Raw genomic sequence first — 21,567 nt, 5'->3', positions numbered from 1 at the left:
CACATGCCTGCAACCAGTGCGACGGAGACGTTCCGGGCGGCCCGGGACTTCCTGATCGAGCACCGCGAGGACTACACCGCGGCCTGCGAGGGCTTCACCTGGCCCAGGCCCGACCACTTCAACTGGGCGCTGGACTGGTTCGACGTCATCGCCGAGGGCAACGACCGGACCGCCCTGCACATCGTCGAGGAGGACGGCGGGCGGACCGAGGTCTCCTTCGCCCGCATGGCGGCCCGCTCCGCCCAGGCCGCGAACTGGCTGCGCGAGCAGGGGGTTTCCGAGGGCGACCGGGTCCTCGTCATGCTCGGCAACCAGGTCGAGCTGTGGGAGACGGCACTGGCCGCGATGAAGCTGCGCGCCGTCGTCATCCCGGCGACCCCGCTGCTGGGGCCGCTCGACCTGCGCGACCGGGTGGAGCGCGGCCGGGTCCGCCACGTGCTCGTACGGGCCGAGGACACCGCGAAGTTCGACGAGGTGCCCGGCGGCTACACCCGGATCGCCGTGGGCGCCGACGTCGAGGGCTGGCTCTCCTACAGCGGTGCCGACCACGCGTCGGAGGACTTCACGGCTGACCGGCCCACGGACGCCGACGAGCCCCTCATGCTCTACTTCACCTCCGGGACCACGGCGAGCCCGAAGCTGGTCGAACACACCCACGTCTCCTATCCGGTCGGCCACCTGTCCACGATGTACTGGATCGGCCTCAAGCCCGGAGACGTGCACCTGAACATCTCCTCGCCCGGCTGGGCGAAGCACGCCTGGTCGAACCTCTTCGCCCCGTGGAGCGCCGAGGCCACCGTCTTCATCTTCAACTACACCCGCTTCGACGCCACCCGGCTGATGGCGGAGATGGACCGCTCGTCCGTGACCAGCTTCTGCGCCCCTCCGACGGTCTGGCGGATGCTCATCCAGGCTGATCTCGGGCAGCTGAAGACCCCGCCGCGCGAGGTCGTCGCGGCCGGCGAGCCGCTGAACCCCGAGGTCATCGAGAGTGTCCGGCGGGCGTGGGGCGTGACCATCCGCGACGGCTTCGGCCAGACGGAGACCGCAGTGCAGGTCGCCAACACCCCGGGACAGCTGCTCAAGGCCGGTTCCATGGGACGGCCCAGTCCCGGCTTCGACGTCGTCCTGCTCGACCCGGTCTCCGGAGAGCCGGGCGCGGCCGAGGGCGAGATCTCGCTCGACCTGGCACACGCGCCCGTCGGGCTGATGACGGGTTACCACGGCGACCCGGAGCGCACCGCAGAGGCGATGGCGGGCGGCTACTACCGCACCGGCGACATCGGTTCCCGGGACGAGGACGGCTACATCACGTACGTGGGCCGGGCCGACGACGTGTTCAAGGCGTCGGACTACAAGATCTCGCCGTTCGAGCTGGAGAGCGCCCTGCTGGAGCACGAGGCGGTGGCCGAGGCCGCGGTGGTGCCCGCCCCCGATCCCGTCCGGCTCTCCGTCCCGAAGGCGTACGTCGTGCTGGCCGAGGGCTGGGAGCCGGGACCGGACACGGCCAAGGTGCTGTTCGCACACTCGCGGGCGGTCCTCGCGCCGTACAAGCGCGTCCGCCGGATCGAGTTCGCCGAGCTGCCGAAGACCGTCTCCGGCAAGATCCGCAGGATCGAGCTGCGGGAGCGCACCGCCCTGGGCACCGGCGCCGAGTACGACGAGGGAGACCTGCGATGAGCGAGCCGTCCTACGCGCACGGCACCGGTGACATCCCGCTGCTCGGCGACACGATCGGGCGGAACCTGGACCGCGCCGTCGCCGCCTTCCCCGAGCGGGAGGCCCTGGTCGACGTGGTGTCCGGGCGCCGCTGGACCTACGCCGAGTTCGGGGCCGCCGTGGAGGAACTGGCCCGCGGGCTGATGGCGTCGGGGGTGGCGAAGGGCGACCGTGTCGGCATCTGGGCGGTCAACTGCCCCGAGTGGGTCCTCGTCCAGTACGCCACGGCGCGCATCGGCGCCGTCATGGTCAACATCAACCCGGCCTACCGGGCCCACGAGCTGAAGTACGTGCTCGACCAGGCCGGCATCTCCGTCCTGATCGCCTCACTCGCCCACCGCACCAGCGACTACCGGGCGCTCGTCGGCCAGGTCCGCGCCGACTGCCCCGCGCTGCGGGCCGTCCACTACATCGGCGACGCGTCCTGGGACGAGCTGACACGGGCGGCGGACACGGTGACCGCCGAGCAACTCGACGCACGTGAAGCGGAGTTGTCCTGCGACGACCCGATCAACATCCAGTACACCTCCGGCACCACGGGCTTCCCCAAGGGAGCGACGCTCTCCCACCACAACATCCTCAACAACGGTTATTTCGTCGGGGAGATGGTCGCCTACACCGAGCACGATCGGGTCTGTCTGCCGGTGCCGTTCTACCACTGCTTCGGCATGGTCATGGGGAACCTCGGCATCACCTCGCACGGCGCCTGCATCGTGATCCCCGCCCCGTCCTTCGAGCCGGCCGCGGTGCTGGCCGCCGTCCAGCAGGAGCGCTGTACCTCGCTCTACGGCGTGCCCACCATGTTCATCGCGGAACTGGACCTCCCCGGTTTCTCCTCCTACGACCTCTCCTCGCTCCGTACCGGGATCATGGCCGGTTCGCCCTGTCCGGTCGAGGTGATGAAGAGGGTCGTCGCGGAGATGCACATGGAGGAGGTGTCGATCTGCTACGGCATGACGGAGACCTCCCCGGTGTCCCTCCAGACGCGCCGGGACGACGATCTGGAACGCCGCACGGGCACGGTGGGCCGCGTGATGCCGCACATCGAGGTGAAGGTGACCGACCCCGCGACCGGGGTGACGCTGCCGCGCGGTGAGGCCGGCGAGCTGTGCACCCGCGGGTACAGCGTCATGCTGGGTTACTGGGGTCAGCCGGAGCGGACCGCCGAAGTCGTCGACGCGGGGCGGTGGATGCACACGGGGGACCTCGCGGTGATGCGGGAGGACGGATACGTCCAGATCGTCGGCCGGATCAAGGACATGATCATCCGCGGGGGCGAGAACGTCTATCCGCGTGAGATCGAGGAATTTCTCCATGGTCATCCCAAGATCGCGGACGTGCAGGTCGTGGGCGTGCCCGACGACGTGTACGGCGAGGAGATCCTGGCCTGTGTGATTCCCCGCGACCCGGCCGACCCGCCGACGCTGGACGAGGTGACCGCCCACTGTCGCGAGCAGCTGGCCCACTACAAGATCCCGCGCGCCCTGCGGATCATGCACGCGTTCCCGATGACGGTGAGCGGGAAGGTCCGGAAGGTCGAACTGCGGGAGGGCTACGGAGCCTGAGGGACGCCCGTGGGGCGGAGCCGCCGCGGGGTCCGGCGTCAGGCGGCTTCGATGACGCCGGAACCGATGCCCTGGGTGGCCGCTGCCCACTCGATGAGCAGTACCTCGTACTCCGCGGCCTCGACCGGCGTCCAGTCCTGGCCCGCTCGCGCGTCGACGAGTGCGCGGATGGCGTCATTGGCCTCGACGGCGGACGGGTGCGCGGGCTGGGTCAGGAAAACGGGGGTGGAGTGGGTGGGATGCCGAGGAGTTAAGACCATGCCTTCACTCTACGTCCTCACACTGACAACAGACCGAACATATGAGGCCCAGGGGGGTACAGGTGACCGAAATCATCCTGCGGGAATCCCGTGGGTCCGCGGGAAGACGCGCGATCTGACGCTTCGTCAGGGACCGGTGCTGATCAGCTCGTCGGCGGAGCCGTTCACGGGCTGCGGCGTGCCGGTGAGATCGAGGACGAACAGGGGAATGGCGAGCCCGTCCGCCCGGGAACGCGCCTCGTCGGTGTAGCCGGCCAGCGAGAAGAGCACGCCGGACACGGAGGAGTTGAGGGCGTTCAGCCATAAGCACTCGACGTCGCGGAGAGGGGTCGGCCGCGTCGTCGCGTCGACCTGGGCGATGAGGCCGGCGGCCCTGAGGTCGATCCGGGAGCTGGGCCGCGCCTCGGGCTGCACCACGTCGCGGTAGCCCAGCCACCGCAGATACAGGGCGGCCGTGCTCACCGCGTCCCTGGCGGTGCGTATCACCAGGGGCCGGAACGACGGGCGCGGATGCGCGGCCGTGCGGGGCAGCGGTATGTGGGAGGGCCCCGGGGTGGCGGGAGGTGCGGCCCCGGGTGTCGCCACGGGGCGCACGGGTATCCGCAGTACCGCGCCGCAGGGGCAGCAGAGTTCGGGGTGGGGCCACTGGTCGCGCCGCCCGCAGGAGTGGCAGCGCACGCTCACCCAGTCGTCGTCCCAGGTGCGGTGGGTGATGGGTACGGCCGGGGCGCCGCGCATGAGCGGCGGGGCCGTCGGGGCGCCGCAGGGGCAGGGGTACACCGGCGTGATGTAGGCGTGGTCCCGGCGGCAGACGGGGCATCGCACCGGTACGGACTCCACGTGTCGCCCCTTCCTTCGCCGCCCCCGCGGGCGGTTGCGTCGCGTACTCCCATCGTCCACCAGGAGCGACCCTCCGGGCGGAGAAACGGCGCACTCCGCCGCCCTGCGGTGCCGCGTTCCCGCCCTCTCTTGACGGCTGCGCGGGGCGGCTCTAAGTTGATTCCGTATAGCAGAAGTAGATTTCCATAATGCGGAATTGGTGCTCTCAGGTGGCGCGACAGAGCCCGACTCCACCAGGTCCGAGCAGGAGCACTCATGCCTCGTATGACCGCTGCCCGAGCGGCAGTTGAGATCCTCAAGCGCGAAGGTGTCAGCAACGCGTTCGGTGTGCCGGGTGCGGCGATCAACCCGTTCTACGCGGCTCTCAAGGCGTCCGGCGGGGTGCACCACACCCTCGCCCGTCACGTCGAGGGCGCCTCCCACATGGCCGAGGGCTACACGCGTGCCGCAGCGGGGAACATCGGCGTCTGCATCGGTACGTCGGGGCCCGCAGGCACCGACATGATCACCGGGCTGTACTCCGCCATCGCCGACTCGATCCCGATCCTCTGCATCACCGGCCAGGCGCCGACCGCCGTCCTCCACAAGGAGGACTTCCAGGCGGTCGACATCGCGTCCATCGCGGCCCCGGTGACCAAGGCCGCGACGACCGTCCTGGAGGCCGCGCAGGTCCCGGGCGTCTTCCAGCAGGCCTTCCACCTGATGCGCACGGGCCGGCCGGGACCGGTCCTCGTCGACCTGCCGATCGACGTGCAGCTCACCGAGATCGAGTTCGATCCCGAGCTGTACGAGCCGCTGCCCGTCCACAAGCCCGCCGCGACCCGCAGGCAGATCGAGCGGGCCGTCGAGATGCTCGACGCCTCGGAGCGGCCGCTGCTCGTCGCGGGCGGCGGCATCATCAACGCCGACGCCTCCGCGCTGCTGGTGGAGTTCGCGGAACTGACCGGGGTGCCGGTCGTCCCCACCCTGATGGGCTGGGGCATCATCCCCGACGACCACCGGCTGAACGCGGGCATGGTCGGTCTGCAGACCTCGCACCGCTACGGCAACGCCAACTTCCTGGAGTCCGACTTCGTCCTCGGCATCGGCAACCGCTGGGCCAACCGGCACACCGGCAAGCTCGACGTCTACACCAAGGGCCGCACCTTCGTCCACGTGGACATCGAGCCCACCCAGCTGGGCAAGATCTTCGCCCCGGACCTCGGCATCGCCTCCGACGCGAAGGCGGCCCTGAAGCTCTTCGTCGAGGTGGCGCGGGAGCTGAAGGAAGCCGGCAGGCTGAAGGACCGCTCGGCGTGGGCGGCCTCCACTCAGGAGCGCCGGGCCACACTCCAGCGCCGTACGCACTTCGACGACGTGCCGTTGAAGCCCCAGCGCGTGTACGAGGAGATGAACCGGGCGTTCGGCCCCGAGACCCGCTACGTCAGCACCATCGGCCTCTCCCAGATCGCCGGTGCGCAGATGCTGCACGTCTACCGGCCGCGCCACTGGATCAACTGCGGCCAGGCCGGACCCCTCGGCTGGACCATCCCGGCCGCGCTCGGTGTGGCCACGGCCGACCCCGACGGTTCCGTGGTCGCCCTCTCCGGCGACTACGACTTCCAGTTCATGCTGGAGGAGCTCGCGGTCGGGGCCCAGCACCGCATCCCGTACGTCCACGTGCTGGTGAACAACTCCTACCTCGGGCTCATCAGGCAGGCGCAGCGCAACTTCGACATCGACTTCCAGGTCAACCTGGAGTTCGAGAACCTCAACTCCCCGGAGCTGGGCGTCTACGGCGTGGACCACGTCAAGGTCGTCGAGGGCCTGGGCTGCAAGGCGATCCGGGTCACCGAACCGGACCGGCTGCTGCCCGCCTTCGAGGAGGCGAAGAAGCTCGCGGCCGAGCACCGGGTGCCGGTCGTCGTCGAGGCGATCCTGGAGCGGGTCACGAACATCTCGATGAGCGGGACGGACATCGCGTCCGTCAACGAGTTCGAGGAGGTCGCGAGCGAACCCGGACACGCACCCACGGCGATCCGCCCCCTGACGGTGTCCTGACCCCGGTCAGGACGGGCCCGGGGCCCGGTCCGCCCGCTCCCGCGAGGGACGGAGCGGGCCGGGCCCCCTCGCATCGAACGGTGTTCCCCACGCACCCCGGCCCGCCGGGTGCGCCTCACTCCCAGTCCCGCACGGTCCTGCCGTCCCTGGACACGGTGTAGTAGTCCACCGGGGACAACTCCAGCCGGAACACCATGCCGTGGTGTGCGCGGACGTCCGCCACCGTCGTCGACGCGGGCTCACGCAGATGCCGGCTCACCGGGGGATCGCTCGCCGCCGACGGCTCCGGTTCCTCCGCCCGTTCCGGCGGGTCGCTGCGCACGGTGTCCCAGGAGAGGGTCTGCGAGGGGTCGGACACCTGGGCCGGTTCCGGCGTGTCCGGGCCCGTCGGGTTCGGGCCGCGCCCCTCGTAGTACGCGACGAGACGCCTGCGGTGCTCGTCGTGACCGAAAGGGATCACGCCGCCGGCGGCCTCGTGGTCACCCGCGGTGAAGACCCCTTCCAGGACGCCGCCGACGCGCTTCGGATCGGCACCGTAGTACGCGGTCACGCGCAGCGTGCACCTGATCCTGTAGCGGTCGTCGTCGGAGGACGAGAGCCACTCCTTCGCCGCGCCGCCCGTGCACGTGTCGTCCAGGGACAGCAGGCCGAGGGTGAGGGGCGTCCTGGTGTCGTACGCGCTCACGACGGACCTGAGATACTCCTCGGCCCCCTCGCGGGAGTGTCGTGCCCGGGTGCCTCCGGCGAGCTCGCGCACCTCTTCGGGATCGGTGGCACGGTCCTGCGCGGAACAGCCGGTGAGGGCGAGCAGGAGACCGAGCGGGAGCGACAATGCGGCACGGACACGCGTCTTGGTCATGCGGCCAGTCTCGCCGCGGGGGCGGTGGTGTCCATCCGTCCGCGTACTCATCCGGCCGGGCCGGGGGCCGGTGACCCCGCGCGCGGCGAGCACGTGGAACAGGGCTGTGGTGGGCCCCCCCCCGGGGGGCCCCCCCCCCCCCCCCCCCGGCCCCCGGGGGGGGGCCGGGGGGGGGGGGGCGGCGGGGGGGGGGGGGGGGGGGGGCGCCCGCGGCCGCCCATCAGCGCGCGGGGGGGGGGGCGGCGGCCCCCCGCGGGGGCGGCATTGGGGTTCTTTTGGTTGTGGCACCCCAGGAACGGCGCCCCCCCACAGCCCTGTTCCCGCGACCGCGGCGGCGGACCGTGGGCGGGGCGGCCGGCTCCTTCAGGTCTGGAGCGGGCCGCCCGGCCCTTCGCCACCGCACTGGCGTCGTCCGCCGCCGCGGTCCCGTCCTGCCGGTGCCGCGCGCTGCCCTCATCCGGGTACGCGGCACGGGCAGGGCCCCGGTGGGAGGCTCAGTCCTCGCGCAGGGCGCGGACCGCCTCCTCCACGCGCCTGCCGTAGTCGGCGTCGGCGGCGTGGAAGTGTGCGAGGTTCTTCTCGATGACGTCGTCACGGGTGACCTGGGAGAGGCCTCCGGCGATGTTGGCGACCAGGCGGTCCTTCTCGTCGGCCGACATCAGCCGGTAGAGCTCGCCCGCCTGGAAGAAGTCGTCGTCCTTCGTGTGGGCGGGTGCCTCGTGCGTACCCGTCCAGCCGTGGACGGCGATCGGAGCGGCCAGTGCCTGCCCGGTCTGCGCGGGGCCGCCGTACGAGTTGGGCTCGTAGTTCCGGTCCTGGCGCGAGCCGTGGCGCGTCGCGTGCAGGCCGTCGCGGCCGTAGTTGTCGACCACGGCCGCCTTCGGCGCGTTGACCGGGAGCTGGGTGTGGTTGACGCCCAGGCGGTAGCGCTGCGCGTCGGCGTAGGCGAACAGCCGTCCCTGGAGCATCCTGTCCGGGGACGGGCCGATGCCGGGCACGAAGTTGTTCGGCGAGAACGCGGCCTGCTCCACCTCGGCGAACACGTTGTCCGGGTTGCGGTCCAGCACCAGACGTCCGACCCGCCGCAAGGGGTAGTCGGCGTGCGGCCACACCTTCGTGACGTCGAACGGGTTGAAGCGGTAGTCCGCGGCCTCGGCGGCGGGCATCACCTGCACGTGCAGCGTCCAGGACGGGTTGACACCCCGCTCGATGGCCTGGAGCAGGTCCGTCTGGTGCGAGTTCGCGTCCTTGCCGACCTGCTCCGCGCCCTGCTCGGCGGAGAGTGAGCGCACGCCCTGGTTCGTCTTGAAGTGGTACTTGACGTAGAAGGCCTCGCCCTCGGCGTTCGTCCACTGGTAGGTGTGCGAGCCGAAGCCGTTCATGTGACGGTAGGAGGCGGGGATGCCGCGGTCGCCCATCAGCCAAGTGATCTGGTGCGTCGACTCGGGGGAGTTGGCCCAGAAGTCCCATACGTTGTCCGGCTCCTGACGCCCTGTGAACGGGTCGCGCTTCTGGGAGTGGATGAAGTCGGGGAACTTCACCGGGTCCTTGATGAAGAAGACCGGCGTGTTGTTGCCGACGAGGTCGTAGTTGCCCTCGGCGGTGTAGAACTTCAGCGCGAAGCCGCGGGGATCGCGTACGGCGTCGGCGCCGCCCAGCGAGTCGGCGACCGTGGAGAAGCGGATGAACGTCTCGGTGCGACGGCCCACTTCGGAGAGGAAGTCGGCGCGGGTGAAGCCGGTGACGTCGTCGGTGACCTCGAAGTAGCCGTACGCGCCGGAGCCGCGGGCGTGGACCACGCGCTCCGGGATGCGTTCACGGTTGAAGCGGGCGAGCTTCTCCAGCAGGTGCTGGTCCTGGAGGAGGACCGGCCCGCCGGCGCCGGCCGTGGCGGAGTTCTGGTTGTCGGCGACCGGGGCGCCTGACTCGGTCGTGAGCACACGCTGGGACATGGAGGCCTTCCGTACGGGGCTGCTGACGGCTTCAGGAGCGTAGATAAGCCGGGAACGACGCGTCAACAGTTTGTTGAAATTGGAGGAGTGGATTCCGGGTCGCGGCGACGCCTGGGCGCGACAGGACAGGTGTCAGCGCCGCCGCGACCCGGAGTTCAGGGGGCCCGGGAGGGGCCGGGGGTCAGACCTGGGACCCGGAGAGCCGCTCGACCGAGCGCAGCAGCGCCGAGTGGTCGAGCCCGCCGTCGCCCTGGGCGCGCAACGAGGCGACCAGCTGGGCCACCACGCCGCCGACGGGCAGGGCCGCGCCGACGTTGCGCGCGGCGTCCGTCACGATGCCCATGTCCTTGTGGTGCAGGTCGATCCGGAAGCCCGGAGCGAAGTCGCGCTTGAGGAAGTTGTCCTTCTTGCGCGTCAGGACCGTGGAGCCGGCGAGCCCGCCGTTCAGGACGTCCAGGGCGGCGCTCAGGTCCACGCCCGACTTCTCGAGGAAGACCACGGCCTCCGCGCAGGCCTGGATGTTGACCGCGACGATCAGCTGGTTGGCGGCCTTCACCGTCTGGCCGGAGCCATGGGGGCCGCACAGCACGATGGTCTTGCCGAGCGCGTCGAGCAGCGGCTTGGCGGCGTCGAAGTCGGTCTGCTCGCCGCCGACCATGATGGACAGGACGGCCTCGATCGCACCCGCCTCGCCGCCGGAGACCGGGGCGTCCAGCACGCGGATGCCCCTCTCCTTCGCCTTCGCGGCCAGGTCCACGGAGGTCTGCGGGGTGATCGACGACATGTCGATCAGCAGGGCGCCCTCGCGGGCGTTCGCCAGGATGCCGTCGGGGCCGTACGCGACGGCCTCGACCTGGGGGGACGCCGGGACCATCGTGACGACGACGTCCGCGTCGCGCACCGCCTCGGCGATCGAGGCGGCTCCGCGACCGCCTGCCGCGACGAGCCGGTCGATCTTGTCCTGCTCCAGGGTGTAGCCGGTGACCTGGTATCCGGCCTCGATCAGGTTCTCGGACATGGGGGAGCCCATGATGCCGAGGCCGATCCAGGCGACCTTGGGGAGGTCGGTGCTCATGAGGGTGCCTTCCGGTAAGCGTGTGTGCGTGGGGCGGGGGGCCGTCAGCGGGCCGGCCGGGCCTCGGCGGGGAGCCAGTCGAAGGCCTCCGCGCTCGGCCGGTCGCCGGGCTTGTACTCCAGGCCGACCCAGCCGTCGTAGCCGGCCTCTGTCAGCTCGTCCAGGAGCCGCTCCAGCGGGAGTGAGCCGGTGCCGGGTGCGCCGCGGCCCGGGTCGTCGGCGATCTGGACGTGACCGGTCTTCGCGGCGTACGCCTTGATCACCTGGCCGAGGTCCTCGCCGTTCATCGACAGGTGGTACAGGTCGAGCAGGAACGCGGCGTTGCCCAGGCCCGTCGCCTCGTTGACGCGGTCGACGACCTCGATGCCGGCCGGTGCGCTCACCAGCGGGTAGAGCGGCGACTCCGTGGCGTTGAGGGTCTCGACGAGGAGGGCTGCCCCGATCCGGTCGGCCGCGCGGGCGGCCAGGACCAGGTTCTCCAGGGCGAGTTCGTCCTGCGCGGCGGGGTCCATGCCCTCGACGCGGTTGCCGTACAGCGCGTTGAGCGCCCTGCAGTCGACCGAGGCGGCGAATCCGGCCGCCACCTCGATGTTGGCGCGGAAGCGGTCCGACTCCTCGCCGGGCACCGAGACCGCGCCGCGGTCGGGGCCGGGCAGCCGGCCCGCGTAGAAGTTCAGCCCCACCAGCTGCGTCCCCGCGTCGTCGAGCGCCTTCTTCAGGGCGTCGAACTCGGCCTGCGCCGGGGTGGGGGTCTCGGTCCAGGGCCACCAGAGCTCGACCGCGGTGAAGCCCGCCGCGGCTGCCGCCGCCGGGCGCTCCAGGAGCGGGAGTTCGGTGAAGAGGATCGAGAGGTTCACATCGAAGCGCTGGTCCGAGTGACCCATTCTGCGCTCCTTCCGTATCGCGGAAGTTAGTTTCTGCTTAACGGAAGATTGCCCGGCGGGTGGCGCGGCTGTCAAGAGCCCGCCCGGATTTCCGGACACGCAGAAGCGGGGCGGAGGCCGCCCGGCCCTCCGCCCCGCCCCTGCTCACACCTGCCTGGTCAGACGCCCGGCACCGTGTCCCGGAAGGTCGTCCCGGATGCCCGGTAGCCGCTCACCAGAGCCGACACCTGCGCGGGGGTCAGGACCTGGTCCTTCACGTGCAGGACGTAGTCCACCTGCTGGTCGTACGCCCGCGGAGTGGTGCTGCTCTGGCCGGCCAGATCGATGAGCCACTGGTTGAAGTTGATCGACATCGGCCGCTCCGGGAGGTAGGCCGCCCCGTGCGTGCCGAAGGGCTGCCCGTCGACGTAGTACGTGATCGCGTTGTCGTCGATCGTCACCACCAGGTCGTGCCACCCGGCGTAGCTCTGGCGCACCTCGCTGTGCTGGTTCACTGCCTCCCACGGGTCGGGCCGGTAGGTCTCCCAGGACGTGGTGTAGAGGATGTTGGACGGCTCGCCCCAGCCGCCGTTGGGCAGGTACTCGAAGTCGTACTCGGCGTAGTCGTCCGCCATCGGCGCCTTGAGGTCGTTGATCGTGAAGAAGGTCTGCACGAGGTGGTCGCCGTCCGGACCGGACTTCGGGGCGTCGCTGAACTTCACCCGGGCCGCGTAGGTGCCGTTGCGGAACTTCGAGGAACGGGTGAGGATCTCCGTCTGCACGGTCGAGGCACCCGTGCCGGCGGTCGAGGTCTCCAGATTCATGATGGAGTTGCCGCTCTGGCTCGCGAAGGTCACCTTCTCGGGCGCCCACACGGCACCCGGGACACCGGGACCGCCCGAGTTCGAGCGGACGCTCCAGCCGTTCGCCGCGATCTTCGGGTCCGCGTGACCGGAGTAGTTGAAGTCGTCGAACAGCGTGGGCCCGTCGGCCGGCGGGTCGGTGGGGGGATCGGTCGGGTCGGTCGGGCCGTTGCCGCCCGGGGCCTCTCCCCAGGCCGTGACGCCGCCCAGCTGGGCGGTGATCCGGGACCAGTCGCCGTAGGTGCTCCGCTCGGGGCCGAAGGAGTAGTCGTCGCTCTGCCGCAGCGACTGCCAGTCCGCGCGGTGGAAACGCAGCTGCATGTCCCCGGTGTCCGCACCCGGGGCGAGACTGCCCGCACCGCCGGTGAAGGCGATCTCCAGGTAACGGTCAGCGGTGGCCGTCGGGTTGGGCAGGGTCTTGAAGGTCCCGGTGATGTTCCCGCAGCCCTTGACCGCCCACGAGCAGGCGAAGCGGTAGGCGGCCGAGGCCGAATCGGCCTTGAAGTAGTACCGGACCTTCACGTCGGCGAGCGACACGCTCGTGCTGCCGGTGTTGCGGACCTTGAGCCAGGGTTCGCTCTGGTCGGCGGTGGCGCCGGACGCGCTCGTGCGGTACTGGACGGCCAGCCCGCCCGCCGCCGCGGCGGCACCTGCCGTCGTGGGCAGTGCGGCGAGGGCCGTACAGCCCATGGCCAGGGTGACGGCGGCGGCCGCCGCCGCGCGGATACGGCTCCTGCGGAACGTACTCATGGCGATGTTCCTCTCCGGAACGGTGGGAGATCGGGTTAAAGAGGGGGTTGCGCTGTACCTGTCGACGCGGTCGCCAGGGACCGCGCGGTCAGAGGCCGGTACCGGACACCGAGGGCGTCCAGCCGGGCGGTGTGATGGCGCAGGCGCTCGACGAAACCGGACCAGTCGCCGTGCCCGCCGGACCAGGCGCGGTCCGCCAGTGCGCACAGCCGGGGGTAGGTGAGGTACTCGATGCGGTCCGGCGTCGTCACGTACTCGGTCCACAGCTGCGCCTGTGTGCCCAGGACCCGGGACGCCTCGTCGGCCTCCCAGTCCAGCGGCACGGGTTCGTTGGCGTGGACCGCGTGCAGGGGGACCGGGTCGCCCGGCTGGGCCGGGGGCTCGTCCGGGTCCGTGGACTGGGCGTAGTCGAGGTAGGTGGCGCGGTGGTGCGCGGTCACCACCCGGTGCCCGCGCCGGGCGGCGGTGCGGGCGTGGGCCGGGTCGCGCCAGGTCATCACCGTGAATTCGGGCGGCAGTTCGCTGCCGCTCTCCGCCCAGCCCGTGGGCCGGCGGCCGTGCTCCACCAGGAACGCGCCGATGCGGCCCATGAACCAGCCGTGCAGGTCCTCCGGGCCGGCGAGCCCTTCGGCCGCAGCGCGTTCGCGGGCCGCCGGGCTGTTCTCCCACTCGGTGGTGGGGCACTCCTCGCCGCCGATGTGGATGTGGGGGGAGGGGAAGACGTCCATGACCTCCTCCAGCACGGCCCGGCAGAAGTCGAAGACCTCCTCGTGCACCCCGAGCACGGTGTCGCAGACGCCCCACCTGGTCCAGACGTCGAGCCGGCGCTCAGGGTCGTTGCCCAGCGACGGATAGGCCGCCAGGGCCGCGCGCACATGACCGGGCATCTCGATCTCCGGCACGACGGTCACCCCGCGCTCCGCCGCGTGGCGGACCAGACCGCGCAGGTCGGCCTTGGTGTACGACCCCCCGTGCGGCACCCCGTCGGACAGGGACTCGGCGCGCAGGCCGCCCACCGAGGTGAGCCGGGGGTACGCGTCCACCGGCATCCGCCAGCCCTGGTCGTCCGTGAGGTGCAGATGAAGGACGTTCAGTTTGTGCAGCGCCATCAGGTCGACGTACCGGTGCAGGTAGGACACCGGCTGGAAGTGCCGGGCGACATCGAGCATCGCGCCCCGCCAGGGGTAGCGGGGCACGTCGCTGATCTCCACGCACGGCAGCTCCCAGGTGGGACGGCGCACACCGCCCGACAGCGCCTCCGGCGGCAGAAGCTGACGGATCGTCTGCACCCCCCGGAGCAGCCCGGCGGGCCGGGCGGCGCGCAGCAGCAGGGCCTCGGGTCCGACGGTCAGGCCGTACCCCTCGTCACCGAGCCCGCCGAGGTCCGGGTCGAGGGCCAGGACGACGCGGCCCTCCGCCGACGGCGGCAACGGCAGCCCGGTGGTGGGGCCGAGAAGCGTGCGCAGCAGGTCCGCCGCCCCCTGCGCCCCCGGCAGAGCGCGTACGGAGGTGTGCCGGCCGAGGACGAAGCGGCCAGGCCGTGGTGAGACCTTGTGGGGGCGGGGGAGGAGTGAGAGCTCGGGGCGTGCGGGCACGGGGGCCTCCGGTTCGGGGGGTCGGGCGGTTCGCGTGTACGGGTTCGCGGGGGGACGCCCGGCGGGCTCAGCCCTTGACCGCGCCGGCGGCGAAGCCGGAGGTCACATGGCGCTGGAGCAGCAGGAAGATGACGAGCGCGGGCAGGGCGAACAGCGTCGAGGCGGCCATGGTGGCGCCCCAGTCGGTGCCGAAGGTGTTCTGGAACGAGGAGAGCCAGACCGGCAGGGTGCGGTTGTCCTGCTGCTTGATGATCAGGAAGTTGGCGTACGCGAACTCGTTCCAGGCGGTGATGAATCCGAAGAGCGAGGTCGCCATCAGGCCGGGGGCGAGCAGCGGCAGCGCGACCCGGGCGAAGGCGCCGGTCCGGGTGCAGCCGTCGACCTGGGCGGCTTCCTCCAGCTCGGGCGGGATGGTCGCCAGGAAGCCCCGCAGCACCACGATCGTGAACGGCAGGGTGATCATGAAGTAGACGAGGGTGAGGGTCGGCAGCCGGTCGAGCATGTCCGTGTCGCGGGAGATGATGTAGATCGGGATGATCAGCGACTCCCAGGGCGCCATCTGGGCGATGAAGACCAGCAGCATGAACTGCCGCCGGCCCTTCCAGCGCAGCCGGGCGACGGCGAACGACGCCCCGAGGGCCACGACGAGCGAGAGCAGCACCGCGCCCAGGGTGACCAGGACGCTGTTGCGCCAGAAGAGTTCGAAGCCGTCCGCCTGCACGGCCCGCCGGAAGTGGTCCAGTGTCCAGGTGTAGGGCACGAGCCGCGGCTCCGGGGACTGGATGTCCTTGCTCGGTTTGAAGGCCGTGGACACCATCCAGTAGACCGGGAAGAGGCAGACCACGACGGTCACGACGGCGGCGGCGTTCAACGGGATCCGCCGGACACGGGGGCGTAGCAGAGTCATCGCTGGTCGTCCTCCTGGCGGAACATCTGGCGGAAGTAGGCGACCAGCACCCCGGACATCAGCACGACGGTGATCATCGACGCGGCGGAACCCAGGTCGTAGCGCTGGCTGGAGAGTGCCGTCTGCACCGCGTACACGGGGAGGATCGTCGTGGCGTCGCCCGGTCCGCCGCGGGTCATCACCCAGATCTGGACGAACGCCTTGAAGGTCCAGATGACCTCCAGCGACAGGACGAGCATGAAGATCGGCCGCAGCATCGGGAAGGTGATGGACCGGAAGATCCGGGAACCCGACGCTCCGTCCAGCCGGGCCGACTCGTACAGCTCCGCCGGCACCGTGGTCAGGGCCGAGTAGAGCGTCACCGCCGCGAACGGCACGGACTGCCAGACGATCAGCAGGACGAGGATCGTGAAGGCCGCCGTGCCGTTCGCGAACCACGGGTAGCGGTCGAAGGACTCGAAGCCGAGCGCGGTCAGCAGCTGGTTGACGATGCCGAACTCGGAGTGGAACAGCCACTGGAAGACGGTGGTGGCCGCGACCACCGGCATGGCCCACGCCAGCACCAACGAGCAGAGCACGACGGTGCGGCCGGCCCGGCGCAGCCGCTCCGTCATCAGTGCGACCAGGGTGGAGATGACCATGATCAGCACGACGTTGACCGCCATGAAGACGAAGGTGCGGCCGGTCACCTCCCAGAAGCGCGGGTCGGACAGCAGCGTCCGGTAGTTGCGCAGCCCCACGAACTCGGCGTCGCCGCTGATCAGCTGGCGGAGCCGGAAGTCCTGCAGGGAGATGACCACGGCCCGCACCAGCGGGTAGACGAGCAGGTAGAGCATGCCGCCGATCGCGGGCGCGATCAGCGCGTACGGCCAGAAGCCGTGCGCGGGCCGCGCGGGCCGTCGCCGCGGCGGTTCCGGTGCGGGGTGCCGGACACGTGGCGCGGTCCGTTCACGGACGACCTGCACGGCCGACCTCCTCTCGTCGGTGGAGACCATCGGCCGGGATCAGGAGCCGGCGTTCATGGCGCGGGTGATGTCCTCGGAGGCCTTCGCGGCCTCCTCCGCCGCGTCCCCACCGGTCAGGACCGCGGTCATGTAGTCCTTGATCGGGTTCTCGGCCTCGACGGCGGCCCAGCCCGGTGTGTTCGGCGTCGCGTGCCCGTTCGCCGCACCGACGGCCATCGCCGACGCACCGGGGTCGGCGGCCACGGCCGACGCGAGCGTGGTCCGGTTGGGCACGTAACTCATGGCCACCGCGAGCTTCTTCTGCCAGACGTCGCCCGTCAGCTCCTTGATGAACGTCAGCGCCTCGTCCGGATGGCCCGCCGCGGCGGGGACGACCAGGTCGGAGCCTCCGGTGAACACCGCGCCCGGAGTGCCGGCCGTCTTCCCGGGGATGGGGAAGAAGCCCAGCTTGTCCTTGAGCCCGGGATTGTTCTCGGCGACGACCTTGGCCCCGCCCGGCGTGGAGATGACCTGGGCGACCTGCCCCTGCGCCATCACCTCGGCCTGCGGCGGGTCGTCCTCGTCGGAGTCCTTGGGGCCCTTGCCGAGCGCCTGGAGCTGCGCGTAGAAGGCCATGCCCCGCTGGGCCTCCGGTGTGTCGAGCGCACCCTTCCACCGGTCCCCGGACTCCGTGGCGAAGTCGCCGCCCTCGTCCCAGATGAAGCCTGCGAGGGCGTACCAGAGCTGGCCCGGCAGGTAGATGCCCTGTGTACCGCCCTTGTTGAGCTTCGTGGTGGCGGCGATCCACTGCTCGCGGGTGGTGATCGCGGCCGGGTCGACTCCGGCCTTCTCGAACAGGTCCTTCCGGTAGATCACGACACGGTTGGCCGCGTAGTACGGGATGCCGTACTGCTTGCCGTCGTAGGCACCCGGCTCGGCCAGGCCCTTCAGCCAGGCGTCGCCGTTCAGCTCGTCCTTCTTGTCGCTCAGGTCGAGCAGACCGCCGCTCTCCGCGAACTGGGCGACCTGGGTGTTGCCGGCCTCGATCACGTCCGGGGCGTCGTTGCTCGCCAGGGCGGCGGTGATCTTCTGCCCGATGCCGTCCCACTCCTGGATCTGGATCCGCACGTCGATGTCCGGGTGGGCGGCCTCGAACCCCTCGGTGAACTCCTTCTGGAACGCGGCCGACACGCTGTCGCGCATGAGCCAGACATCGACCTTCGTCACGCCTCCGGCCTCGTCGGCGCCGTCCCCACCGGAACTGCAGGCACTGAGAGCGGCGGCCGTCACGAGCGCGGACACACCGGCAAGCAAGCGGTACTTCACGGTTCACCTCAACGGGAGCAAGACCTGACCACCTGACCAGTGAAGTCCACTGGACAGCTCACCTCTTGATGGTGGATGAAGGTGGCATAGACCAATGAGGCCGTCAACCCCCCGTGTACAAAGGGATTTTCGCGATTCGATGCCGACTACCCCTGGCCTTCGGAGTGCAACTGGTTACACTTTCCCTGACCAGTGGCCGTAGGGCGCTCGACTGGTAAAGGGAGCGGAACGCCGGAAAGGGCCTGCATGAAAGCCGATGTGCCGGGGACGGTGCTCAAGCGTGAACGGACGCGTGACGCGGTCCTCGAACTGATCGAGAGCCGCAGTCCCGGCGACGCCATCCCGTCCGAGCGGGCCCTCTGCGCCCTCCTCGGGGTGTCCCGGCCCACCGTGCGCGCGGCCGTCGACGAGCTGGTGGCGGCCGGGCTGCTGGTCCGCGAGCACGGGCGGGGGATGTTCGTCGCGCCGGAGAAGATCACCCAGGAACTGGTCTCCGCCGACCTCGCCCTCACCCTGCCCAAGGCGGCCGGTGCGTGGTCCAGCAGGCTGCTGGAGTTCACCACCCTCCAGGCCGGCGCCCGGGTCGGCCGCAAGCTGCGGATGTCGCCGGCCGAGGAGATCGTCTACGTCGCACGGCTGCGCCTGGTGGACGGCACCCCGATGGCGATCGAGCACCTGCACATCAGGGCGGCGCTGGTGCCGGGCCTGTCGGCCCAGGAGCTGGAGGACGGAGACCTCTACGAGCACCTGCGCCACACCCACGGAGTGCACGTCCGGGAGGCGGTCCAGGCCATCGAGCCCACCGTCGTCACACGGGCGGAGGCCCAGCTCCTGGAGGTCCCCGAGCTCTCGCCCGCACTGCTCTTCGAGCGCCTGACCTCGGACACCGGCGGGCTGCCCGTGGAGTACGTCCACTCGCTCTACCGGGGCGACCGCTACCGGATCGTGTCCCGGCTCGCCCTCGGCCCGGCGGCCGCCGGCGCCCCACTGGTCAGGGACGGGCACCACCCTGGCATCCCGCCCGGGGACTTCGCCCACGGCGACCCGATCACGTCGTCCACCCGGGGGGACATCCAGGCCGCGCCGTGAGGTGCCGGCCGCGGCCACCCGCCGTGGAGCCGCCGGGCCCCGGAGCGCAGCGCCGCGGAGAGCCCGCCTGGGTGGGCCGGCGGGGCCGGCCGGGGCGCCGCTCCCTGCCGCCTGGGCCCCGTACGCACGTGCCATAGGGTCGGAGCGAGCCGTGCGAGCCGATGGACACGGCGGGACATGAGGGAGGCACCGTGCGCTTGAGGGTGGAATTCACCACCGAGCCCTTCGATCTCGACGAGACGCCCGCGCACGCGGTCGTGGCCCGGGAGGTCATTCAGGGGGCCGGCCTCGACGCCGTGGACGTGGGCCCCTTCGGGAACACCGCCGAGGGGGGCGCCGACCAGGTCCTCACGGCCGTGGACTCCCTGCTGCGCAAGGCCCTGGCCTCGGGTGCCACCAGGGTCTCCCTCCAGGTCAACGTGACCGGGGAGGACACCCCGTGACCGGACCGGCCGACCACCCCCTGGTCTCCGCGGTGAAGCCGCTCGTCGACGCCATGGGCGCCGAACTGCTGGACCCCGGGCAGGCCGCCGACGACGACGTGGTCCTCGCCTGGGAGGGTTCGGACGTCGTCGCCGTACGTCTGCCGCAGCTCTCGGAATCGCTGGACCACATCCTGGCCGCGATGGAGCGGCGGCACGGGATGCCGCTCGCCGACCTGGACAGAAAGACCAAGCAGGGCGTGGTGCGGACGCTGGAGGCACGCGGTGCCTTCGCCGTGCGGCACGGTGTCGAGACGGTCGCCGGAGCGCTCGGTGTCAGCCGTTTCACCGTCTACAACTACTTGAACCGGGACAACTCCGCCAAGGGTGAGTAGCCGAGCGCGATGCGGGCCGATGCCGTCGTCCGGAAACCGGGCGGCGGCATCATCTGTTCGTGGAATTTCAACAAACTGTTGACGTGGTGTTGCGAAGGGCGTTAGCTATCCGCAGCCCGACAACGCACAGCGAAGAACAGCCACGGAGGCTCCCGTGACTTCGAGCTCCACACCGGGCCTCGCCCGGTTCAACACCCTGGCGGACGGCGACGCCGTGGCCGCGCTGCACGAGGTGTGTGCCAGTACGGCGTGGGGAGACTTGGTCCTCGCCCACCGGCCCTATCCCGACGTGGAGGCCCTTCTCTCCGCGAGTGACGCCGCCACGGCCGACCTCACGGAGCAGGACCTGGCCGAAGCGATGGCGGGCCACCCGCCCATCGGCCGCCCGAAGCCCGGGGACCCGGCCTCCGCCCGCGAGCAGCGCGGGATGGCGGGTGCGTCCGAGGAACTCAGGGCCGAGATGCTCGAACTGAACCTGGCCTACCAGGAGCGGTTCGGGCACGTCTTCCTGATCTGTGCCACCGGCGCCACCGGTGAGCAGATGCGTGACGCGGTGAAGTCCAGGATCGGGAACTCGCCCGGTGAGGAGCGCGGCCACGTGCGCACCGAACTGGGGAAGATCAACCGCATCCGGCTGACCCGCCTCGTGCGGGAACCCCCGGAACCCCCGGAATCCCCAGAGCAAGGAGCGTGACGGTCTTGAGCACCGACACCACCGCATCCGTGTCCACCCACATCCTGGACACCAGCACCGGCCGCCCCGCCGAGGCCGTCGCCGTCTCGCTCGCCGCACGCGGCGGCAGCGGCGACTACGTGACGCTCGGCGGATCCGTGACCGACGCGGACGGGCGCTGCAAGGACCTGCCGGCGCTGCCGGAAGGCACCACCCACGTACGGCTCGTGTTCGACACCGAGTCGTACCTCACCGCCAAGAAGCAAGCCGAGGCGCAGCAGGACGCCCCCCGCGCAAGGGACAGCGGCGTGTTCTTCCCGGAGGTGGCGATCGCGTTCGCCGTCACCCCGGGGGAGCACTTTCACGTACCGCTGCTGCTCAACCCGTTCGGCTACTCCGTTTACCGAGGGAGCTAGCAGACAATGCCCACGATTCTCGGCCAGAACCAGTACGGCAAAGCAGAGAACCGCGTCGTCAGGATCACGCGGGACGGCGACACCCACCACATCAAGGACCTCAACGTCTCGGTCGCCCTCTCCGGTGACATGGACGACGTCCACTACTCCGGCTCCAACGCCAGCGTCCTGCCGACGGACACCACCAAGAACACGGTGTTCGCCTTCGCCAAGGAACACGGCATCGAGTCGGCCGAGCAGTTCGGCATCCACCTCGCGCGGCACTTCGTCACCTCGCAGGAGCCGATCGAGGTCGCCCGGATCCGGATCGAGGAGTACGGCTGGGAGCGCATCGCGACCTCCGACGGCAACTCGAAGTTCATCGGCGCCGACGAGGTCAAGCACTCCTTCGTCCGCAAGGGCCAGGAGACCCGCGTCACCCAGATCACCTTCGACGGGACGAGGTGGGAGGTCGTCTCCGGCCTCAAGGACCTCACCGTCATGAACTCCACGCACTCGGAGTTCTGGGGCTACGTCAAGGACAAGTACACGACGCTGAAGGAGGCGTACGACCGCATCCTCGCGACCGACGTCTCCGCCCGGTGGCGCTACAACTGGACCAGCGACGAGCAGCGCATGCCCAACTGGGAGAAGTCCTACGAGCAGACGCGCAAGCACATGCTCCAGGCCTTCGCCGAGACCTACTCCCTCTCGCTCCAGCAGACCCTGTACCAGATGGGTTCGCGCATCATCGACAACCGCAGCGAGATCGACGAGATCCGCTTCTCCCTGCCGAACAACCACCACTTCCTCGTCGACCTGGAACCCTTCGGCCTCAAGAACGACAACGAGGTCTACTTCGCGGCCGACCGCCCCTACGGCCTCATCGAGGCGACGGTGCTCCGGGACGGCGTCGAGCCGAAGATCCCGGTCGACCTGACCAACCTCTGACGCGGAGCTGAACCGGCCCCGCCCCAGCCGGGCGGGGACCGGTCATCCCGGAGGGAAACTCCATGGCACAGCCTGCGACGGGGC

The 21,567-nt window shown here is 70.5% G+C and carries 20 protein-coding genes; 9 read left to right on the top strand and 11 right to left on the bottom strand.

Features of this window, described 5'->3' with window-relative positions:
- Positions 1–3 precede the first annotated feature (3 nt).
- A complete protein-coding gene (locus ACFYY2_RS14790; protein WP_388742054.1) occupies positions 4–1,680 on the top strand; it encodes an AMP-binding protein in 1,677 nt (558 codons plus the stop codon).
- The gene (locus tag ACFYY2_RS14785; protein WP_388742052.1) at positions 1,677–3,284 is read left to right on the top strand and encodes an AMP-binding protein; all 1,608 of its coding nucleotides are present in this window, start codon (positions 1,677–1,679) and stop codon (positions 3,282–3,284) included. The genes ACFYY2_RS14790 and ACFYY2_RS14785 overlap by 4 nt, the downstream gene beginning before the upstream one ends.
- Before the next feature lie 38 nt (positions 3,285–3,322).
- Here ACFYY2_RS14785 and ACFYY2_RS14780 read toward each other — a convergent pair whose 3' ends face one another.
- Positions 3,323–3,544, bottom strand: a complete 222-nt coding sequence (locus ACFYY2_RS14780; RefSeq protein WP_388742048.1) for a hypothetical protein — start codon at positions 3,542–3,544, stop codon at positions 3,323–3,325.
- Between the two features lie 126 nt (positions 3,545–3,670).
- The gene (locus ACFYY2_RS14775) at positions 3,671–4,384 is read right to left on the bottom strand and encodes a hypothetical protein (RefSeq protein ID WP_388742046.1); all 714 of its coding nucleotides are present in this window, start codon (positions 4,382–4,384) and stop codon (positions 3,671–3,673) included.
- A gap of 264 nt (positions 4,385–4,648) precedes the next feature.
- Between ACFYY2_RS14775 and gcl the strand changes: the two genes are divergently transcribed.
- Entirely contained in the window at positions 4,649–6,424 is a 1,776-nt protein-coding gene (gcl, locus tag ACFYY2_RS14770; protein WP_388742044.1) for a glyoxylate carboligase, read from the top strand.
- Between the two features lie 115 nt (positions 6,425–6,539).
- On the opposite strand, the gene ACFYY2_RS14765 is transcribed toward gcl, so the two are convergent.
- The 9 genes from ACFYY2_RS14765 to ACFYY2_RS14725 all read right to left on the bottom strand — a co-directional run bounded on the left by ACFYY2_RS14765 (position 6,540) and on the right by ACFYY2_RS14725 (position 17,558).
- Positions 6,540–7,283 carry a hypothetical protein gene (locus tag ACFYY2_RS14765; protein WP_388742042.1) on the bottom strand — a complete coding sequence of 248 codons (744 nt, stop codon included), beginning with the start codon at positions 7,281–7,283 and terminating at the stop codon, positions 6,540–6,542.
- Positions 7,284–7,777: 494 nt separating this feature from the next.
- Entirely contained in the window at positions 7,778–9,235 is a 1,458-nt protein-coding gene (locus tag ACFYY2_RS14760) for a catalase (protein ID WP_388742040.1), read from the bottom strand.
- Positions 9,236–9,416: 181 nt separating this feature from the next.
- Complete coding sequence (locus ACFYY2_RS14755) at positions 9,417–10,310, bottom strand: 2-hydroxy-3-oxopropionate reductase (protein WP_388742038.1); 894 nt, start codon at positions 10,308–10,310, stop codon at positions 9,417–9,419.
- 44 nt (positions 10,311–10,354) lie between these two features.
- On the bottom strand, positions 10,355–11,194 hold the full coding sequence (locus ACFYY2_RS14750; protein ID WP_388742035.1) for a TIM barrel protein: 840 nt from the start codon (positions 11,192–11,194) through the stop codon (positions 10,355–10,357).
- 158 nt (positions 11,195–11,352) lie between these two features.
- Positions 11,353–12,786, bottom strand: a complete 1,434-nt coding sequence (locus tag ACFYY2_RS14745; protein ID WP_388742032.1) for a cellulose binding domain-containing protein — start codon at positions 12,784–12,786, stop codon at positions 11,353–11,355.
- 35 nt (positions 12,787–12,821) lie between these two features.
- Positions 12,822–14,381 carry a beta-N-acetylhexosaminidase gene (locus tag ACFYY2_RS14740; protein ID WP_388742030.1) on the bottom strand — a complete coding sequence of 520 codons (1,560 nt, stop codon included), beginning with the start codon at positions 14,379–14,381 and terminating at the stop codon, positions 12,822–12,824.
- Between the two features lie 67 nt (positions 14,382–14,448).
- Complete coding sequence (locus ACFYY2_RS14735) at positions 14,449–15,288, bottom strand: carbohydrate ABC transporter permease (protein WP_388742027.1); 840 nt, start codon at positions 15,286–15,288, stop codon at positions 14,449–14,451.
- Positions 15,285–16,253 (bottom strand): carbohydrate ABC transporter permease, encoded by a 969-nt coding sequence (locus tag ACFYY2_RS14730; protein ID WP_388742024.1) that lies wholly within the window; start codon positions 16,251–16,253, stop codon positions 15,285–15,287. The genes ACFYY2_RS14735 and ACFYY2_RS14730 overlap by 4 nt, the downstream gene beginning before the upstream one ends.
- A gap of 39 nt (positions 16,254–16,292) precedes the next feature.
- The gene (locus ACFYY2_RS14725) at positions 16,293–17,558 is read right to left on the bottom strand and encodes an extracellular solute-binding protein (protein WP_388742021.1); all 1,266 of its coding nucleotides are present in this window, start codon (positions 17,556–17,558) and stop codon (positions 16,293–16,295) included.
- A 246-nt stretch (positions 17,559–17,804) separates the two neighbouring features.
- Between ACFYY2_RS14725 and ACFYY2_RS14720 the strand changes: the two genes are divergently transcribed.
- From ACFYY2_RS14720 to pucL, 6 genes are all read left to right on the top strand, one after another.
- On the top strand, positions 17,805–18,647 hold the full coding sequence (locus ACFYY2_RS14720) for a GntR family transcriptional regulator (protein WP_327113014.1): 843 nt from the start codon (positions 17,805–17,807) through the stop codon (positions 18,645–18,647).
- A 191-nt stretch (positions 18,648–18,838) separates the two neighbouring features.
- Positions 18,839–19,090 (top strand): hypothetical protein, encoded by a 252-nt coding sequence (locus ACFYY2_RS14715; RefSeq protein ID WP_388742018.1) that lies wholly within the window; start codon positions 18,839–18,841, stop codon positions 19,088–19,090.
- Positions 19,087–19,464: a helix-turn-helix domain-containing protein gene (locus ACFYY2_RS14710; protein WP_388742013.1), complete on the top strand. Its 378-nt coding sequence runs from the start codon at positions 19,087–19,089 to the stop codon at positions 19,462–19,464. Before ACFYY2_RS14715 ends, ACFYY2_RS14710 begins: the two co-directional genes overlap by 4 nt.
- 154 nt (positions 19,465–19,618) lie before the next feature.
- Positions 19,619–20,158, top strand: coding sequence for a 2-oxo-4-hydroxy-4-carboxy-5-ureidoimidazoline decarboxylase (uraD, locus tag ACFYY2_RS14705; protein ID WP_388742010.1), 540 nt, complete (start codon positions 19,619–19,621; stop codon positions 20,156–20,158).
- 5 nt (positions 20,159–20,163) lie between these two features.
- Complete coding sequence (uraH, locus tag ACFYY2_RS14700; protein ID WP_388742007.1) at positions 20,164–20,553, top strand: hydroxyisourate hydrolase; 390 nt, start codon at positions 20,164–20,166, stop codon at positions 20,551–20,553.
- A 6-nt stretch (positions 20,554–20,559) separates the two neighbouring features.
- Complete coding sequence (gene pucL / locus ACFYY2_RS14695) at positions 20,560–21,483, top strand: factor-independent urate hydroxylase (RefSeq protein ID WP_388742005.1); 924 nt, start codon at positions 20,560–20,562, stop codon at positions 21,481–21,483.
- Positions 21,484–21,567 lie beyond the last annotated feature (84 nt).

It is taken from the genome of Streptomyces sp. NPDC001822, assembly GCF_042892135.1.
Classification (GTDB): domain Bacteria; phylum Actinomycetota; class Actinomycetes; order Streptomycetales; family Streptomycetaceae; genus Streptomyces.
This window is presented reverse-complemented; position numbering and strand designations above follow the sequence as displayed.

Bases quoted from the DNA above. Each gene is read 5' to 3' on its own strand.
- ACFYY2_RS14790 (WP_388742054.1), top strand. From the start codon at position 4: ATGCCTGCAACCAGTGCGACGGAGACGTTCCGGGCGGCCCGGGACTTC.
- ACFYY2_RS14785 (WP_388742052.1), top strand. From the start codon at position 1,677: ATGAGCGAGCCGTCCTACGCGCACGGCACCGGTGACATCCCGCTGCTC.
- ACFYY2_RS14780 (WP_388742048.1), bottom strand. From the start codon at position 3,544: ATGGTCTTAACTCCTCGGCATCCCACCCACTCCACCCCCGTTTTCCTG.
- gcl (WP_388742044.1), top strand. From the start codon at position 4,649: ATGACCGCTGCCCGAGCGGCAGTTGAGATCCTCAAGCGCGAAGGTGTC.
- ACFYY2_RS14765 (WP_388742042.1), bottom strand. From the start codon at position 7,283: ATGACCAAGACGCGTGTCCGTGCCGCATTGTCGCTCCCGCTCGGTCTC.
- ACFYY2_RS14760 (WP_388742040.1), bottom strand. From the start codon at position 9,235: ATGTCCCAGCGTGTGCTCACGACCGAGTCAGGCGCCCCGGTCGCCGAC.
- ACFYY2_RS14755 (WP_388742038.1), bottom strand. From the start codon at position 10,310: ATGAGCACCGACCTCCCCAAGGTCGCCTGGATCGGCCTCGGCATCATG.
- ACFYY2_RS14750 (WP_388742035.1), bottom strand. From the start codon at position 11,194: ATGGGTCACTCGGACCAGCGCTTCGATGTGAACCTCTCGATCCTCTTC.
- ACFYY2_RS14745 (WP_388742032.1), bottom strand. From the start codon at position 12,786: ATGAGTACGTTCCGCAGGAGCCGTATCCGCGCGGCGGCGGCCGCCGCC.
- ACFYY2_RS14735 (WP_388742027.1), bottom strand. From the start codon at position 15,288: ATGACTCTGCTACGCCCCCGTGTCCGGCGGATCCCGTTGAACGCCGCC.
- ACFYY2_RS14720 (WP_327113014.1), top strand. From the start codon at position 17,805: ATGAAAGCCGATGTGCCGGGGACGGTGCTCAAGCGTGAACGGACGCGT.
- pucL (WP_388742005.1), top strand. From the start codon at position 20,560: ATGCCCACGATTCTCGGCCAGAACCAGTACGGCAAAGCAGAGAACCGC.